General features: G+C 70.3%; 17 protein-coding genes. 6 read left to right on the forward strand and 11 right to left on the reverse strand.

The window, feature by feature from the left end:
- The first annotated feature begins 795 nt into the window (after positions 1 to 795).
- The 3 genes from EV190_RS06135 to EV190_RS06145 all read left to right on the forward strand — a co-directional run bounded on the left by EV190_RS06135 (position 796) and on the right by EV190_RS06145 (position 3,728).
- Positions 796 to 2,139, forward strand: coding sequence for an HD-GYP domain-containing protein (locus tag EV190_RS06135; RefSeq protein ID WP_133740728.1), 1,344 nt, complete (start codon positions 796 to 798; stop codon positions 2,137 to 2,139).
- Complete coding sequence (locus EV190_RS06140; RefSeq protein WP_133740494.1) at positions 2,136 to 3,443, forward strand: HD-GYP domain-containing protein; 1,308 nt, start codon at positions 2,136 to 2,138, stop codon at positions 3,441 to 3,443. The genes EV190_RS06135 and EV190_RS06140 overlap by 4 nt, the downstream gene beginning before the upstream one ends.
- Before the next feature lie 72 nt (positions 3,444 to 3,515).
- Complete coding sequence (locus tag EV190_RS06145; protein ID WP_133740495.1) at positions 3,516 to 3,728, forward strand: biotin/lipoyl-binding carrier protein; 213 nt, start codon at positions 3,516 to 3,518, stop codon at positions 3,726 to 3,728.
- A 109-nt stretch (positions 3,729 to 3,837) separates the two neighbouring features.
- Here EV190_RS06145 and EV190_RS06150 read toward each other — a convergent pair whose 3' ends face one another.
- Positions 3,838 to 5,511: an acetolactate synthase gene (locus EV190_RS06150; RefSeq protein WP_133740496.1), complete on the reverse strand. Its 1,674-nt coding sequence runs from the start codon at positions 5,509 to 5,511 to the stop codon at positions 3,838 to 3,840.
- A gap of 163 nt (positions 5,512 to 5,674) precedes the next feature.
- Positions 5,675 to 6,415, reverse strand: coding sequence for a GntR family transcriptional regulator (locus tag EV190_RS06155; RefSeq protein ID WP_133740497.1), 741 nt, complete (start codon positions 6,413 to 6,415; stop codon positions 5,675 to 5,677).
- A 164-nt stretch (positions 6,416 to 6,579) separates the two neighbouring features.
- On the opposite strand from EV190_RS06155, the gene EV190_RS06160 reads away from it, so the two are divergent.
- Positions 6,580 to 8,136: a sensor histidine kinase gene (locus tag EV190_RS06160; RefSeq protein ID WP_133740498.1), complete on the forward strand. Its 1,557-nt coding sequence runs from the start codon at positions 6,580 to 6,582 to the stop codon at positions 8,134 to 8,136.
- A gap of 316 nt (positions 8,137 to 8,452) precedes the next feature.
- Here the strand turns inward: EV190_RS06160 and EV190_RS06165 are convergent, their stop codons facing one another.
- A complete protein-coding gene (locus EV190_RS06165) occupies positions 8,453 to 8,716 on the reverse strand; it encodes a WhiB family transcriptional regulator (protein ID WP_133740499.1) in 264 nt (87 codons plus the stop codon).
- A gap of 339 nt (positions 8,717 to 9,055) precedes the next feature.
- Complete coding sequence (locus EV190_RS06170; protein ID WP_133740500.1) at positions 9,056 to 9,994, reverse strand: diacylglycerol/lipid kinase family protein; 939 nt, start codon at positions 9,992 to 9,994, stop codon at positions 9,056 to 9,058.
- Positions 9,995 to 10,064: 70 nt separating this feature from the next.
- On the opposite strand from EV190_RS06170, the gene EV190_RS06175 reads away from it, so the two are divergent.
- On the forward strand, positions 10,065 to 10,463 hold the full coding sequence (locus EV190_RS06175) for a hypothetical protein (RefSeq protein WP_133740501.1): 399 nt from the start codon (positions 10,065 to 10,067) through the stop codon (positions 10,461 to 10,463).
- 54 nt (positions 10,464 to 10,517) lie between these two features.
- Here EV190_RS06175 and EV190_RS06180 read toward each other — a convergent pair whose 3' ends face one another.
- The 6 genes from EV190_RS06180 to EV190_RS06205 all read right to left on the reverse strand — a co-directional run bounded on the left by EV190_RS06180 (position 10,518) and on the right by EV190_RS06205 (position 15,122).
- On the reverse strand, positions 10,518 to 11,321 hold the full coding sequence (locus EV190_RS06180) for an RNA polymerase sigma factor SigF (protein ID WP_133740502.1): 804 nt from the start codon (positions 11,319 to 11,321) through the stop codon (positions 10,518 to 10,520).
- The gene (locus EV190_RS06185; RefSeq protein ID WP_133740503.1) at positions 11,318 to 11,743 is read right to left on the reverse strand and encodes an anti-sigma factor; all 426 of its coding nucleotides are present in this window, start codon (positions 11,741 to 11,743) and stop codon (positions 11,318 to 11,320) included. The genes EV190_RS06180 and EV190_RS06185 overlap by 4 nt, the downstream gene beginning before the upstream one ends.
- Positions 11,744 to 11,884: 141 nt before the next feature.
- A complete protein-coding gene (locus EV190_RS06190) occupies positions 11,885 to 12,370 on the reverse strand; it encodes a GNAT family N-acetyltransferase (protein ID WP_133740729.1) in 486 nt (161 codons plus the stop codon).
- A gap of 91 nt (positions 12,371 to 12,461) precedes the next feature.
- Positions 12,462 to 13,250, reverse strand: coding sequence for an amino acid ABC transporter ATP-binding protein (locus tag EV190_RS06195; RefSeq protein ID WP_133740504.1), 789 nt, complete (start codon positions 13,248 to 13,250; stop codon positions 12,462 to 12,464).
- 12 nt (positions 13,251 to 13,262) lie between these two features.
- On the reverse strand, positions 13,263 to 14,225 hold the full coding sequence (locus EV190_RS06200) for an amino acid ABC transporter permease (RefSeq protein WP_394345497.1): 963 nt from the start codon (positions 14,223 to 14,225) through the stop codon (positions 13,263 to 13,265).
- A gap of 6 nt (positions 14,226 to 14,231) precedes the next feature.
- Positions 14,232 to 15,122, reverse strand: coding sequence for an ABC transporter substrate-binding protein (locus EV190_RS06205; protein ID WP_243742396.1), 891 nt, complete (start codon positions 15,120 to 15,122; stop codon positions 14,232 to 14,234).
- 419 nt (positions 15,123 to 15,541) lie between these two features.
- Between EV190_RS06205 and EV190_RS06210 the strand changes: the two genes are divergently transcribed.
- Positions 15,542 to 16,720, forward strand: coding sequence for an NAD(P)-dependent malic enzyme (locus EV190_RS06210; protein ID WP_133740505.1), 1,179 nt, complete (start codon positions 15,542 to 15,544; stop codon positions 16,718 to 16,720).
- A gap of 144 nt (positions 16,721 to 16,864) precedes the next feature.
- Here the strand turns inward: EV190_RS06210 and EV190_RS06215 are convergent, their stop codons facing one another.
- Positions 16,865 to 17,065: a DUF397 domain-containing protein gene (locus EV190_RS06215; RefSeq protein WP_133740506.1), complete on the reverse strand. Its 201-nt coding sequence runs from the start codon at positions 17,063 to 17,065 to the stop codon at positions 16,865 to 16,867.
- Positions 17,066 to 17,070 lie beyond the last annotated feature (5 nt).

A 17,070-nucleotide genomic window follows, 5' to 3' on the forward strand; every position in this document is an offset into this window, starting at 1 on the left:
CACATGGGGCCGCGGCCCGGGGGGCCCCCCCGTTGGCGCGAGGGCCTCCGGTTTTCCCCCACAAAAACCACCGCGGGGGGGCGGCCGGGGGTTTCCCGGGCGCCCCCCCCCGCGCGTCGTTATTCGGCGGGTTATGCCCGATTCAGGACTGTTGGCGGTGGGCGGGGGGCTCCGGTTTCGGTCGTTCGCGCCGGCCGTTTCCGTGACCGGGCGTGGGGGACACGCCGGGCGGCGAGCGCGGTTGGAGCCGGGACGGATCCCGGATTCTTACCGGACCGATACTTCGCTGAAAACTTACACTTGACTACTCACAGTGATCTGTGCTGGTCTGTGTGGGCGTCACTCGATCAGGGGAATCGCCTGCCGCTCGGCGTTATTACTCCGTCTTTGAAAAGTCGAACGATTGCGGAGCGTTACTCGGTCAATTACGAATGGGATTCGTATTTCCGCATTTTGAAAACGCTGTGGCGCGTCTTTGTCGTGCCCGGACGCGAGTTTGGCTCGGTTGAATGTCGAGCCCGGTGGCTACCGTTAAACTGGCCGCTGCATCCATCGTATGGGGACAATTCGTGTCGCCGTCCACGGGGGCGAAAGCGCGGGGGCGCTAGAAAGGCGGGATAGTGATGACCTGGATGTTCGGCAAGTTCATGTTCTTCATGGCAGCCCTGGCCATGTCCGTTACCACGATCAGTGGCTGGAGCTGGTGGTAGGACCAAATCTCTGAAACTATGACGGAACGGCTGGCATCAGGATGAGAAGGAGCGGGAATTGCGTGCCCTACCAGTGGCCGCGCGGTTGTACGTCGGCCTTGTCGCACTAGGTGCCGCCGTCGTCGTACTGCTCGAGGTGATCTTCGGCCCCATCAAGGGGGTCGACCTCGGCACCCTGGTGCTCCTGGCGACCCTGTTCGTGGTCGCCGAGTCGATCGGCACGATGGTCGACAGCGGCAAGACCGGGATCTCGCCGAGCTCGGCGGCCTCACTCGCCGCCGCGGTCCTGGTCGGACCGTTCGGCGCGGCCATCGTCGGTTTCTCCTCCGTTCTCGTCATTCGTCGGCAGGACCTGGTCAAGCGGCTGTTCAACGGAGCGCAGTTCGGCCTCGCCGGGTACGTCTCGGGGTACGTCTTCAAGCTGCTCGGCGGAAGGGTGGGAGTTCCGGGGGAAGAGGCCTTCCCGTGGGCCATCCTGCCGTTCATGGTGGCGGTCCTGGTCTACTCCGCCTGCAACACGGTGCTCGTGACCGGGTTGATGTGGTGCCTGGGCGAGCTGAGAATCCAGCGGCCGCGCCGCATGCGGTGGCGGCCACTGGCCACCCTGGAGCTGTCCTCCATCGGGTACGCCATGCTGGGTCTGTTCATCGCCGCCATCTGGGGGGCGGTCGGCCCGTTCGCGGTGCTGCTGGTGCTGCTGCCGCTGTTCATCGCGCGATGGGCCTTCGACCAGTACGTCTTCCAGCAGCGCGCGCACGACGCCACGCTGGCCACCCTGTGCCAGGCGGTGGAGACCAAGGACTACTACACGCGCGGCCACTGCATGCGGGTGGCCAAGGCCGCCGGGATGATCGCCGAGGAGCTGGGCATGCCGGTCGAGCGCGCGCAGACGATGCGCTACGCGGGCATGCTGCACGACATCGGGAAGCTGGGCGTGCCGACCAAGATCCTGCAGAAGGCCGGGAAGCTCACCGAGGACGAGTTCGCCGCGATCCAGCTGCACCCCATGCGGGGCTACGAGATCGTGCGCGAGATCGACTTCCTCGACGAGGCGCTCGCCGGGATCATGCACCACCACGAGCGCATGGACGGCGGCGGGTACCCGATGGGGCTGGCCGGGGAGGAGATCCCCGAGGCGGCCCGGCTGGTCTCGGTCGCCGACGTGTTCGACTGCCTGACCTCCACCCGCTCCTACCGCACCGCCTGGAGCGCCGCGGACGCCATCGCGGAGCTGCGCCGGTGCGCGGGCACCCAGTTCGACCCCCGGATGGTGGAGGCGCTGGTGCGCGCGGTGGACCGCGAGGGCTGGGAGGTTCCCGACCTCGTCGAGCCGATGAAGGACGAGTGCGAGCAGATCGCCGAACGGGAGCAGGGCAAGGCCGGCACCGGTGCCCCGGTCCGGGTGGCGGGAGAGACCTCCAGATCATGACCGACAGCGTGTCGACCGCCCGGGTGCCGCAGGGCGTACGCGGCGGGCAGTGGCGGACCGTCGGTCCGACGAGGCCGCTGCTGATCGGGGCGGCCCTGCTCGTCGCCACCGGATCGCTGCTGTGGACCACCGCCGCGACGGGGTTCGAGCACCCGAGGGTGGCCCTGGCGTTCGGGATCCTGGTGTCGCTGGGCGAGTTCGCCCGCATCACGCTGCCCGGCCACCGCGAGGTCGCGCCCATCGCCTCGGCCTCGGCCATGGCCTACGCGTTCCTGTTCACCATCGGGAACGACCCCGTCACCCACTCGGCCTGGCAGGTCATCGCGGTGGTCGCGGTCGGTCTGGCCCTGGGCGAGCTGCCGCACATCATGGTGGGCCGCGTGCCCCGCTGGGGGGATCTGGCGCGGAGGCTGCTCAACGTCTCGGCCGTCGTCCTGGTCTTCAAGTCCCTCGCGGCCGCGGTGGACCAGGACGGCCCGCTGTGGTGGCTGTCGCTGGTGCTCATGGCGGTGGTCGTGGTGGCGGCGTGGGCGCTGGACTCGGTCGCCGCCGCGGCGGTCCGCGCCGACCGGCTGCGCACCCGGTTCCGCGTCGCGGTGCTCGACGAGATGCGCGCCCAACTGGCGATCGGCATGGCGATCGGCGCCTCGGCCATCCTGATGGCGCTGTCCGCGCACGTCATGGGGCTGACCGCGCTTCTGGTCTTCACCGCTCCGCTGCTGGTCACCCAGGTCGCGTTCCGCCGGTACGCCGAGATCCGGCTCACCTACCTGCAGACCGTGCGGGCGCTGTCCCGGGTCACCGAGGTCGGCGGATACGTCGAGACGGGGCACTCGCGCCGCGTCAGCGGACTCTCCCAGGCGATCGGCTGCGAACTGGGGATGCCGGAGTCGGACCTGCTGGAACTCGAGTACGCCGCGCTGATGCACGACATCGGCCAGCTCTCGCTGCGCGATCCCATCCCCAGCGGGGCCACCGTGCTGGCCTCGCCCCGGGAGCAGCGCCGCATCGCCGAACTGGGTTCGGCGATCATCCGCGAGACCGGGGTCCTGGACAGCGTCGCCGAGCTGGTACGCCGCCAGTGCGAACCGGCCGCGGGCTGCGGCGACGACGGCCCGCCTCCGCTGGGCAGCAGGATCATCAAGGTGACCAACGCCTTCGACGACCTGGTGGGGGAGTCGAAGGACCGCGACCGCACCGAGGCGGTGCTCCAGCGGCTGCGCATGGACACCGACCGGGAGTACGACCACGCGGTGGTCGAAGCGCTGGCCGCGGTGCTGAATCGGCCGGCGGCACGCTGGTGAGGCCGCTTCCGGGTACTCCTCCAGCATCGGTTGGCCAACGCACACGGGGACAGGGGAGGGGGATCGAGACCGATGACTGAGATCCGCGCGGAGACGGTCGCGAGCGTCTGGAAGGTCACGGCGCACCAGGGGGACGAGGTCGCCGAGGGAGACACGCTGGTGATCCTGGAGTCCATGAAGATGGAGATTCCGGTCCTGGTCGAGGACCCCGGCAGGGTCGTCGAGATCGTCGTCGCCGAGGGCGACGTGGTCCGGGAGGGCGACCTGCTCGCGGTCGTGGAGTAGCCGGACGCGCGTCCGGGGCGCCGTCGCGCCCTCCTCCCCGTGGTCCTGTGCTTCCCCGGTGCGCTTCGGAGGAGACCGCAGGACCACGGCGGGGGACCCGACAGGGCGGTCAGACGCCCATGGTCTTGCGGGGGTAGACGTTCTCCGGGTCGGTGGCGATGTTGACCAGGTACGGGACGCCCGAGTCGAAGGCGCGGCGCAGGGCCGGGCCGATCTCGGCCGGGTCGGTGACCAGCTCGCCGCCGCCGCCAAGGGCCCGGACGACCTCGTCGTACCGGGTCTGCGGGGTCAGGTCGGCGATCACGTCGTAGCCGTAGATCATCCGCATCGGGGCCTTCTCCAGTCCCCAGACGCCGTTGTTGCCGCAGACCATGACCACCGGCAACCGGTGCCGGACCAGGGTGTCCACGTCGGCCAGCGAGAACCCGATCGCGCCGTCCCCGAACAGGGCCACGACCTGGGAGGAGGGCCGGGACAGCCGGGCCGCGACGGAGTACCCCATGCCGGTGCCCAGGCAGCCGAACGGGCCGGGGTCGAGCCAGTTGCCGGGCTTCGCGGGCTCGATGTACTTGCCCGCGTAGGAGACGAAGTCGCCGCCGTCCCCGATCACGACCGCGTCGTCGTCCAGGAGCCGGTTGAGCTCGCCGTAGATCCGGGCCGGGTGGATGGGCGCGGAGCCGCTCCCCAGGGCCTCGCGGTCGGTGGCGGCCGCGGCCGCGGCGGTCTCGGACACCGAGGCGCGCCACCGCTCGACCTCGGGGCCGGGCTTGGCGCCGTCGGCGATGCCGCGCAGGACCAGCGACAGGTCGCCCGAGGCGGCCCCCGCGAGGGTCAGGTGGGTGGCGAGCCGGGCGGGGGAGTCGGTGACGTGCACGGTCTTGGCCGGCGGAGCGCCGTCGCGGCCGCCGAACAGGCCGTGGTTGAGGCGGAAGTCCAGCGGGGTGCCCACGACGACGACCAGGTCGGCGTTGCCCAGGGCGAGACCGCGTGCCCGGTTGGCCAGCAGCGGGTGCCCGCCCGGGAGCACCCCGCGCCCCTGCCCGTTGGTGATCACCGGGACGCCGAGCTCCTCGGCGACCTCCAGCGCGGTCCGCTCGGCCCCGTCGAGCCACACGTCCGAGCCGTACACCAGCACCGGCCGTCTGGCCTCGCCGAGCAGCCGGGCGATGCCGGCCACCGCCTCGGGGTCGGGCGCGCGGTCGGCCGCCGGGCCGCGTCCGTCGAGTTCGACCTCGGCCTGGTCGTAGAGGCGGTCCATCGGGACGTCCAGGAACACCGGGCCCCGGTGCGCGGAGTTGGCGAGGGTGAACGCCTCGTCCACGGCCGGGCCGATCCCGGCCGTCTCGTGCACGGTCCAGGCGCGCTTGGTGATCGGGGCGAACAGCGGCGGCTGGTCCAGTTCCTGGAGCAGGCCCTGGCCCCAGCGGCTGTCGGGGGCGCGCCCGCCGACGACCACCAGGGGCGAGCCGTTGAAGTGCGCGGTGGCCACCCCGCTGACGGCGTTGGTGACGCCGGGCCCGGCGGTCACCACGGCCCATCCGGCCCGCCGGGTGAGCTTGCCGACGCCCTCGGCGGCGAACACCGCCGTCTGCTCGTGCCGGACGTCCAGCAGCCGGACGGCGGGTTCGGGCTTGACCGCGCCGTCGTAGATCGGGAAGACGTGCCCGCCCGAGAGCGTGAACATGGTGTCCACGCCGTGGTGCCGGGCGATCTCGACGGCGTGAGCGCCGCCGTGGCCGGCGAGCCGTCCGGAGAAGGAAGAAAAGGAAGAAGAGGTGCCCATTGTGTCGCGTCACGCTCCTTGTGGGGTCCCGTGGCCGAGGGGCGGACGCGGGATGCGCGCCACCGTCTGCCAAGGCGTAACCTACCAGCGGGTAACCCCGATTGGGTGACCTGCCCCACAGTGCCCGGTGGTTCCGGACACTGCGGGGCCCCGGAAGCGCTCCCTAGTCCCTCGGCGGCCGGAGCCGGGTCACGAACTTGTACCGGTCGCCCCGGTACAGGGAGCGGACCCACTCCACCGGGTGGCCGTCGGCGTCGAAGCTGTGCTGGCAGTGCAGCACGAGCGGCAGGCCCACGTCCACGCCGAGCAGGCGGGCCTCGTTGGGGGTGGCCAGGACGGTCTCGATGGTCGCCTCGGCCTCGGCCAGGCGGACGTCGTAGGCGCTGGCCAGAGCCTCGTAGAGGGAGGCGTACCGGTCCAGTTGGCGGCGCAGGCCCGGGAAGCGGCGGGCCGCCAGGTGGGCGGTCTCCACGGCCATCGGCTCGCCGTTGGCCAGCCGCAGGCGCTCGATCCGCAGCACCCTGCCGCCCGAGCGGATGGCCAGCAGTTCGGCCAGCTCCTCGTCCGCGTTGATGTAGCTCACATCGAGGATCCGCGTCGCGGGGTGCAGGCCGTGCGACCGCATCTCCTGCGTGTAGCTCGTGAGCTGGAGCACCTGGGCCACCTTGGGCTTGGCCACGAAGGTGCCCTTGCCCTGGATCCGCAGCAGCCTGCCCTCGACCACCATCTCGGTGAGCGCCTGGCGCACCGTCGTGCGCGAGGTGCCGAACTGGGTGGCCAGAGCGCGCTCCGGGGGGACCGGATTGCCTGCGGGCATCGCCTCGATGAGCTCCAGAAGCTGCTTCTTGACCTGGTAGTACTTCGGAACTCGGGGGCTGTCCTCGAGAGTTCGCTGAGCCGTCACGTCGGTTTCCTCCACCGCTTCCCACCCGTTCAGCATTTGCCGCATCTTCGCAGTGTCAGGGGGCCGACACATACCTGGATCACCAGAAAGGCCAGAACTGGTCTAGGCCATTGGTAGAAAGACGCGCCCCTTGAGTATGCCCTCACTCGTGGGATGATTTGTGAGTGCCTCACCTCAGTGATCTGATCAGAAGGTATACGGCGCTCAAGACGGCGGACCTGGAGTGGCTGCACTCACTGGTCTCCGACTGGCAGCTGCTCGCGGACCTGTCGTTCGCGGACCTGGTGCTGTGGGTGCGCCTGCGCGACGACAGCGGCTGGGTCGCGGTCGCCCAGATGCGCCCCACCACCGGGCCGACCGCCTTCCAGGACGACCTCGTCGAGAAGTTCCTGCGCGACGCCCCCGACGGCGCGGGCGACGACTCGGTCACCCCGCAGATGAGCGCCAAGCGCGCGCTGATCGACCGCGCCTGGAAGGAGGGACGGATCTGCCGCGAAGGCGACCCGGACTGGTCGGGCGGGGTCCCGGTGCGCGAGGAGACGGTCCCGGTGCGCAGGGACGGCGTCCTGCTCGGCGTGATCCAGCGCAGCACCAACCTCAGCTCCGCGCGCACCCCCAGCCGCCTGGAGCTCACCTACCTGCAGAGCGCCGGCGACATGGCGCAGATGATCGCCGAGGGCGGTTTCCCGTTCAGCGACCAGGGGCCGCTGATGGTGCGCTCGCCCAGGGTCGGCGACGGCCTGCTCCGCCTGGACAAGGAGGGGCGGGTGGTCTACGCCAGCCCCAACGCGCTCTCGGCCTACCGCAGGCTCGGCCTGACCGCCGACCTCGTCGGCGCCTCACTGGCCCGCACCACGCTGGAGCTGTCCGCCGCCGCCGACCCCCGCGACGAGTCCCTGACCTGGACGGCCGGGGGGCGGGTCCCGAAGGAGGCGGAGGTGGAGGCGCGGGGGTCCACCATCCAGCTGCGCGCCATCCCGCTGATCATCAGCGGGGACCGGATCGGCGCCCTGATCATGGTCCGCGACGTCACCGAGCTGCGTCGACGCGAGCGCGAGCTGATGACCAAGGACGCCACGATCCGTGAGATCCACCACAGGGTCAAGAACAACCTGCAGACCGTCGCGGCCCTGCTGCGTCTTCAGGCGCGCAGGCTCCAGCACCCGGAGGGGCGCGCGGCACTGGACGAGGCGGTGCGCAGGGTCGGTTCGATCGCGATCGTGCACGAGATGCTCTCGCACACCCCGGACGAGACCGTCGACTTCGACGACATCGCGGACCGGGTCATCGAGATGGCCGCGGAGGTCTCCTCCACCGGCGCGGTGGCGGTCGTGCCGCGCCGGGTGGGGCACTTCGGGCTGCTGTCCGCGCTGGTGGCGACCCCGCTGTCGATGGTGCTGACGGAACTGGTGCAGAACGCCATCGAGCACGGGCTCAAGCACGGCCCCGGCAGCATCGAGGTGCGGGTGCACCGCGAGGCCCCGCTGCCCGATCCCGAGGAGAGGGCCTCGGCCCGGCTGCTCATCCAGGTCATCGACGACGGTGTCGGCCTGCCGGCCGACTTCGACCTGGAGAGCAGCAGCAGTCTGGGGCTTCAGATCGTGCGGACCCTGGTCACGGGCGAACTCGCCGGCCGCCTGGAGATGGCCCCGAAGGACGACGGCGGCACCAAGGTCCTCCTGGACCTGCCGGTGGACCACGAGGTGCAGCCCTACAACTAGGGAGCCTCCGGCACGCGAACCACCCCTGTGCCGGAGCCTCCCCGGTGTCCCGCGCCCGTAGTCCGCTGGCCAGGTCGCCTTCGTGGTGGCCTACCCGCCGATCGTGACCTTTCCGGGGCCTCATCCGCCTCCGAGGCCCCGGAAAGGTCACGATCGGCGGAGAGAACGAACACCGGGCCCCGAAACCGCCCGCCTTGACGGCAGTCGGGCGCGTACCCATGAGAAGAGGGGCGGTCGCGGGACCGCCCCTCGGGGGTCGTGTTCTCGGCGGGGTGCACGGCGGACCCTGCTCAGAACACGACTGTCGTCGTCTCGGTCAGGCCGCGCTGCGCAGCCGGGGAACCGGTCGCGCGGAGCGGCGGCGCTTGAGCGCGCGGCGCTCGTCCTCGCTCATGCCGCCCCAGACGCCGCCGTCCTGGCCGCTCTCCAGCGCCCACTGCAGACAGGCGCTCACCGCCGGACAGCGGCGGCACACCTCTTTGGCTTCCTGGATCTGGATCAGTGCCGGCCCGGAATTCCCGATGGGGAAGAAGAGCTCGGGGTCTTCGTCACGGCAGGCAGCGTGGTGGCGCCAGTCCATGCGGGTCCACTCCTCACAGTGAGGCGATCTGGGGGCGTGAGCTTTGTGAATCAGTTCACGAAGTGAAACGTCGTTTCGGGGCCACGTCGTTGTCGGTCCCCGATCTCACTTGCGCCCCGCACGGGTCGTCGTGGGCGAATCCGAATGACCGCGAAGCGCGGGTGACTCTCGTGTTGCGGCCACTGACCTCGGAACCGACCGTTAACGTGCCCGTAACGTGCGGCGATACTCTGAGCGTGACAGGGATACCAGGAGCTTTCAAGTGCGCCGAGTGCACTATCCTGGCGGACGGGGTGTCGTGTGCGTCACAAGCGCCTTGGGGCGGCTGTTCACGTGTCGTCAACCGACCATTCGTAATGCCTTCGGAATCGACCGGAAGTTGACCCGTTTCCGGTGCCCGAGGTACTCCCCGTCGATCTGGAAGGCGCGAGGCCGCCGCGAGCGGATGGTGAACTCGCTCTGGTCGTGCCAGGTGAGATATCCGCGCCCCTGGGGCGGGACCCCCCGCTCCGACAGCATCCGGCGCAGCACGCCGGCGGCCACCGGGGTGTTCATGCGCGTCATCGCGAGCACGTCCAGTCCCAGCTCGAAGCGCGACCGAGGGGTCGGCTGGACCGCGACCGCGCCCGCGTAGGTCCACGGGGTCGTGTTCGTCACCAGCGCGAAGTACAGGTCCCGCACCGGTTCCCGGCCGGGGACCTCCACGCTCAGTGACGGGTCGCGTCCGACCCCGCCCTTGAGGAACAGCTGCGTGGCGATGCTCGTGTAGAGGAGGGGGGAGGCGCGCCGGCCGCGCCGCCGCTGCCGTTCGACCTCGTGCACCACGTCGGCGTCCCAGCCGAACCCGGCGCAGAAGGTGAAGTAGCGCCCGTCGCCGGGCTCGTCGATCTGGCCCAGGCCCACCGTGCGGCGGGAACCGGTGCGCAGCGCCTCCAGCACCGCGCCGGTGGCCTCGATCGGGTCGGAGGGCAGCCCCAGGGCACGGATGAAGACGTTCGCGCTGCCACCGGGAAGCGCCGCGTACGCCGGGCGCTTCGCCTCGTCGGGCACCGACAGCAGACCGTTGACGACCTCGTTCACGGTGCCGTCCCCGCCGAGGCTGACGACCAGCTCATAGCCTTCGTCGGCGGCCTTACGGGCCATCTCCTTGGCGTGGTCGCGGTACTCGGTCTGCGCGACGTCGAGCTCGATGTCGCTGGCGAGGGCCCGCACGATCACGTCCCGCGAACGGGCCGTCGTCGTGGTGGCCTGCGGATTCGAGATGAACAAGGCGCGCACGCGCACAGTCTAGGGGCAGTGATCACGTCTCCGGGGAAGTCCGGGGCGAAGGCGGGGTTACAGTGAACCCGTGTCCAGACGACCCATCACCCTCGTCCTGGCCGCCGCGCTCGAGGCGCTGCTGGCCCTGGTCCTGCTGGTCCTCGGCGGGTTCGTCCTGCTGAACACCCTGCTGGGCAATGCCACCGACGTCACCTACGCGCTTCCACTGGCGGTCTTCGCCTTCGGGGGCGGCGCCGTGCTCGGCTACGTCGCCTGGGGCCTGTTCGACCTCAGGGAGTGGGCGCGCACCCCGGTCGTGCTGACCCAGATCTTCGCCCTGGTGGTCGCCTATTACCTGTGGACCAGCGAGCAGTACGGGCTCAGTGTCGGGCTGGGCGGATTCGCTCTGGTCACCGCGGCGCTGGTGCTCGCCCCGGCGACCACCGCCACGCTCTTCCCGGCCGAGGGCGCCTCCTCGAAGCGGTGAGTGCGCGGAGGCGCCCGGCCGCATCGGCCGGGCGCCTCCGCGCACACGGGGCGGTCAGTCGTCGGTGGTGAGCGCCTGGCGCAGCTGGGCGAGTGTGCGGGCCAGCAGCCGGGACACGTGCATCTGCGAGATGCCGAGTTCCGTGGCGATCTGCGACTGGGTCATGTTGCCGAAGAAGCGCAGCAGCAGGATGCGCTTCTCGCGGGGTGGAAGCTGCTCCAGCAGCGGCTTGAGGGACTCGCGGTACTCGACGCCCTCCAGGGACTCGTCCACGATCCCCAGCGAGTCGGCGACCGCGGGCGCGTCCTCGTCGCCGCTGTCGGGCGCGTCGAGGGAGACGGTGGAGTAGGCGTTGGCGGACTCCAGGCCCTCCAGCACTTCCTCCTCGGTCATCTTCAGGTACTCGGCGAGCTCGGCGACCGTGGGCGCGCGGCCCTGCCGCTGGGACAGCTCACCGACCGCCTTGGTCAGCGAGAGCTTGAGCTCCTGCAGGCGGCGCGGGACCCGCACCGCCCAGCCCTTGTCCCGGAAGTGCCGCTTGATCTCGCCGACGATCGTGGGAGTGGCGTAGGTGGAGAACTCCACCCCGCGGCCCAGGTCGAACCGGTCGATGGACTTGATCAGCCCGATCGTGGCGACCTGGGTCAGGTCGTCGAGCCACTCGCCGCGGTTGCGGAAGCGCCGGGCCAGGTACTCCACCAGTGGAAGGTGCAGCTCCACGAGCTCGTCCCGGATGCGCTGACGCTCGGGCGCGTCCGGGTCGAGCTCGCTCAGGCGTTCGAACAGCTCCCGCGCACGGGCCCGGTCAGGCGTCGAGTGCTCCGTTTTCGCCGTCAGAGCGGACCCCCTCTCGCTCACGCCGACTCCACCACGTCGCGGCGTTTGTGCAGAACGATGGACACCCGGTCGTCGGGACCGACAGCGGCGTCGACGTCACCCGCGAGGGCCGAGAGCACGGTCCATGCGAAGGTGTCGCGCGCCGGAAGGCGGCCGTCCGCGGTCAGGACCGAGACGCTGATGCGCATTCCGTCACCGGTGAGTTCGAATTCCGTCGTCAGGTCTGTACCGGGCAGGGCCTGGGAGAGCAGCATCGCGCAGGCCTCGTCGACGCCGATGCGCAGGTCCTCGATCTCGTCCAGTGTGAAGTCGAGTCTGGCCGCGAGTCCTGCGGTAGCCGTGCGCAACACGGACAGGTAGGCGCTGTCGGCAGGCATGCGAACCGTTACCGCATCCCTCACGCCCATGGCGCCCGCCGTCGGTACAGCGGTGTCTTCGGTCACGTCCCTCCTTAGGGAAGCGAGATTGCCGCTTGAAAGCAATCTATCTTGTTCCCCCCAGGTACGTGACAAGTGCGCTGCTCCGTGTCCCCGGGCGGGGAGCGGCGCGGCGGGTTCCGGGGCAGGGGGTGCGGTCGGGGCCCGTCAGGCGCGGCCCAGACCGGTGAGGGCGTCCCCGTCGAGCCGGTAGACGCTCCAGCCGTCCATGGGAACCGCGCCCAGGGACCGGTAGAAGCCGATGGAAGGAGCGTTCCAGTCCAGCACCGACCACTCGAGGCGCCGGTACCCGCGGGCGACGCAGACGCGGGCGAGTTCGGTCAGCAGGGCCCTGCCGTAGCCGTGCCCGCGCAGTTCGGGGCGTACGTACAGGTCCTCGAGGTAGATGCCGTGCCGTCCGGTCCAGGTGGAGAAGTTGCGGAACCACAGGGCGAAGCCCGCCACGGAGACGGAGCCGTCCTCGGCGGTGTGCTCGGCGACGTGCGCGAAGGCCGCGGGGTGCTCGCCGAACAGGGCGGCGGAGAAGTCGGCCTCGGTGGCGGTCGCGGACTCGGGCTCCTTCTCGTACTCGGCCAGGTCCCGGACCAGCCGGGTGATGGCGGGGACGTCCTCGGGACGGGCCGGGCGGATCATCGAATGCCTCACAACGTGACGAAAGGGGCGCTGGTCCGTCCACGCTAGCGGAGTGCCCCGCGTGGACGGACCGGCACCCCGGCCCCGGTGCCTACAGGACCTTGGACAGGAACGCCCTGGTCCGCTCGTGCCGCGGGTTGCCCAGGACCTCCCGGGGAACGCCGCTCTCGACCACGACCCCGCCGTCCATGAAGACGAGCGTGTCGCCGACCTCGCGGGCGAAGCCCATCTCGTGGGTCACCACGACCATGGTCATCCCATCGGCGGCCAGCCCCTGCATCACGTCCAGGACCTCGCCGACCAGTTCGGGGTCGAGCGCGCTGGTGGGCTCGTCGAACAGCATGAGGGACGGGTTCATCGCCAGTGCCCGGGCGATGGCCACCCGTTGCTGCTGCCCGCCCGACAGCCGGCCGGGGTAGGAGCCGGCCTTGTCGGCCAGGCCGACCCGGTCCAGCAGCTCCATCGCGGTCTCCCGGGCGCTGCTCCTGGCCACCCGCTTGACCTGGACGGGTGCCTCCATCACGTTGGCCAGCACCGACATGTGCGGGAACAGGTTGAACCGCTGGAACACCATGCCGATGTCCCGGCGCTGCGCGGCCACCTCCGACTCCCGCAGCTCGTGGAGCTTGCCGCCCTTCTGCCGGTAGCCCATCAGGTGGCCGTTGACCCACAGCCGCCCCGCGTTGATCTTCTCCAGGTGGTTGATACAGCGCAGGAACGTGGACTTGCCCGAGCCCGAGGGGCCCACCACGCAGCAGACCTCGCCGCGCCGGACCTCCAGGTCGATTCCGCGCAGCACCTCCAGCCTGCCGTAGGACTTGTGGACGCTCTCCGCCACCACCACGCGCTCGTCGGCCGCGGGAGTGCTCTCCTCCGTCATCGTCAAGCCTCCCTAGTTCTTGGCCCGGACCTGCGTCATCGTGACCTCGGCCTGCGCCTGGCGGTCGCCCTTGGTGAAGGAGCGCTCCAGGAAGTACTGGCCGAGCATGAACACGCTGGTGATCGACAGGTACCAGATGCAGGCCGCGACCAGCATCGGGAACGGGTCGAAGGTCCGGTTGCCGATGGCCTGCAACTGGAACCACAGCTCCGTGGTCAGCGGTACGTAGGCGACCAGGGAGGTGTCCTTGAGCATCGCCGTTGTCTCGTTGCCCGTCGGCGGCACGATCACCCGCAGGGCCTGGGGCAGCGTGATCCGGCGCAGCAGGGTGGACCTGCGCATGCCCAGCGCCTGGGCGGCCTCGGTCTGGCCGGGGTCCACCGACTGCAGGCCGGCGCGGACGATCTCGGCCATGTAGGCGCCCTCGGACAGCGCCAGCGCCAGCAGCGCCGCGACGAAGGCGGTCAGGATGTCGCGGGTGTCGAAGGACAGGAAGCGGGCGTCTCCGCTCAGCCCCAGCAGCGGCATCCAGTAGTTGTCGAAGGGCAGGCCCAGTTCGACGCGGCTGTAGAGCACGCCCAGGTTGCCGAACAGCACGCACAGCACCAGGCGGGGGACCGCGCGGAAGAACCAGGTGTACAGCCAGCCCACGAAGGAGAGGACGGGGTTGCCGGACAGCCGCATGACCGCGACGACGACGCCGAGCACGATGCCGATGAGCATCGCCAGCACGGTCAGGACGAGGGTGGTGCGCACACCGATCAGGACCGGTTCGGTGAACATGTTCGCCACCATGAACGGCCAGTTGAACGCCTCGTTGGTGATCAGCATGTGCACGAACATGGCGGCGAGCAGCAGGATGAGGGCCGCGGCGACCCAGCGGCCCGGGTAGCGGACGGGGACCGCCCTGATGGCCTCGGGCGCCCCGGGCCGCGGAGGCCCCGCGGCCCGGAGGTTCTCGTTCTCGGAACTCACGGGGTCCTACTGCTCCACGCTCGGGTTGACCTCGGGGGTCTCGATGGCGCCGTTCCCGATCCCCCACTCGGCGAGGATCTCGCCGTAGGTGCCGTCCTCGATGATGGCGGCGTACCCGGCGGCGATCGCCTCGGCCAGTTCGGTGTCCTCCTTGGGCGTGACCACGCCGTAGGGGGCGGCCTCGTACTGGTCGCCGTAGGTCTCCAGCTTGCCGCCGCCGGTCTGCTCGATGGCGTAGCCGGACACCGGGAGGTCGGCCAGGCTGGCGTCGCTCTGCCCGGACACCACCGAGGTGGTCGCCTGGGTCTGGCTCTCGAACTGCTGGATCTCGATCGGGGCCTCGCCGTCCTCCTCGCACTGCTCGCTGCGCGCCTCGATGTCGGGGACCTGGACGGTCCCGGCCTGCACCGCGATCCGCCTGCCGCAGGCGTTGTCGGGGTCGACGTCGTTGGGGTTCCCGGCCAGGCCGAACCACTGGGTGCCCGCGGTCAGGTAGCTGACCATGTTCACGTTCTCCAGCCGCTCGTTGTTGATCGTGAACGAGGAGACGCCGACGTCGTACTTGCCGGAGTCCACGCCGGTGATGATGGCGTCGAACGGGGCGGACTGCCAGTCGGTCTCCAGGCCGAGCTTGGCGGCGGCGGCGTCGAACAGCTCGACGTCGAAGCCGATGACGGTCTGGCCGTCGGTGTCCAGGAACTCGGCGGGCGGGTACTCGCTGTCCACGCCGATCGTGATGACACCCTCCTCGGCGAGGTCCGCGGGGACCATCGCCGCGAGCTCCTCGTCGGCCTCGACGACGGGGGAGTCCTCGGGGTCGGAGGCGTCGCCGCCGCCACAGGCGCTCAAGGCCAGGACCGCGGCCACGGGCAGCGCGGTCAGGTAGGGCAGACGCACACGGGAAACGGGTCTACTCGTTCCAGGGGTCCCCGTGGACTCCGGTGAGTTCCAGAGAGCCTTCACGTCAGTCTCCTTCTCCTGCGGATGGGCCGGCTGATCGGTGGGCCGGCCGAGTGGGAGCGACGGCTGCTGGCGCATCGCACGGAAAAGCGTATTGAGCACGGAGGGTCCATCGTCACCACTGGGCATGTGCCTGCGGTCACCGTTATGAGATGATTGAATAACGGGTCACCCCCGTGACACCAGCAGCGCCCCGCTTGTACGAGCACAGCGGAGACCGGACCGCCGCCAACTGGTCATGGCCGACCAGCGTGGACGGGTCCTCCCCTAGCACCGTCTCCGCGCGCTGTTTCTCAACGCAGGCACGTCCCCGTCATGGCCGACGTGGACGCGCATGACCACCGAGGGGTTTTCACTTGACCAGCGACCGCTATTCCCAGCTCGACGAGGATCCGGCTTTCGCCCTGCACCGGGGCGGAAAGCTCGAGGTCCACTCGACCGTCGAGGTCAGCGACCACGAGGGCCTGGCCCTCGCCTACACGCCGGGCGTCGCCCGTGTCTGCACCGCCATCGCCGACGACCCGGACCTGGTCGACGCCTACACCTGGAAGAGCAAGGTCGTCGCCGTCGTCACCGACGGGACCGCCGTGCTCGGCCTGGGCGACATCGGTCCGGAGGCGTCCCTGCCCGTCATGGAGGGCAAGGCGCTGCTGTTCAAGCAGTTCGCGAACGTCGACTCGGTCCCGATCGCGCTGGCGTGCACCGGGGTCGACGAGATCGTCGAGACGGTCGTCCGCATGGCGCCGTCCTTCGGCGGCGTCAACCTGGAGGACATCTCCGCCCCCCGCTGCTTCGAGATCGAGCGGCGGCTGCGCGAGCGCCTGGACATCCCGGTCTTCCACGACGACCAGCACGGCACCGCCATCGTGGCGCTGGCCGCGCTGCGCAACGCGGCCCGGGTGACCGGGCGTGAGCTCGGCGACCTGAGGGCCGTCGTGTCCGGGGCGGGGGCCTCGGGGCTGGCGGTCTCGCGGATGCTGATCAACGGCGGCATCGGCGACCTCGCCGTGGCCGACAGCAAGGGCATCGTCTACGAGGGCCGCGCGGGCCTCAACGAGCAGAAGACCGCCCTCGCGGCCATCAGCAACAGGGCCGGGATCCAGGGCTCCATCGAGTCCGCGCTGGTCGGCGCCGACGTTTTCGTCGGCCTGTCCGCGGGCGAGGTGCCCGAGCGGGTCGTCGCCACGATGGCCGAGAACGCCATCATCTGCGCGATGGCCAACCCGACCCCCGAGGTGCATCCCGACGTCGCCCGCAAGTACGCGGCGGTCGTGGCCACCGGGCGCAGCGACTTCCCCAACCAGATCAACAACGTGCTGGCGTTCCCCGGCGTCTTCCGCGGCGCGCTGGACGTGCGCGCCACGGACATCACCGAGAACATGAAGGTCGCGGCGGCCGAGGCGCTGGCCGATCTGGTCGGGGACGACCTCGCCCCCGACTACATCCTGCCCAGCCCGTTCGACGAGCGGGTCGTCCCGGCGGTCTCCAGGGCCGTCGCCGAACAGGCCCGCAAGGACGGAGTCGCTCGAGCGTAGTCGAATGACTGCGTAGAGTAACTGATCCGGAGCGGGGTACTCCCGCTCCGGATCCTTCCGCAAAAGGGTCCCCCCGTGTCGCGGCCGCGTCGAGACGGACGGATCACGTCTCCCGGTGCCGCGGGATGCCGTCGGACGTGACGGCTAGAGACCGCCGTGGATCGTGGCCTTGAGGAAGGCCGTCCACCCATCGGCGGGGAAGCTCAGGACGACGCCCTGCGGGGCCCTGGAGTCGCGGACGCCCACGGCGCCGGGTGTGTCCGCGACCTCCACACACTGCCCCCCACCGGTCCCGCTGTAGGAGCTCGTGCGCCATTGGGCGCTCTCCGTTTCGAACGCGGCCATGCCGC

The organism is Actinorugispora endophytica (assembly GCF_004363075.1).
GTDB lineage: Bacteria > Actinomycetota > Actinomycetes > Streptosporangiales > Streptosporangiaceae > Actinorugispora > Actinorugispora endophytica.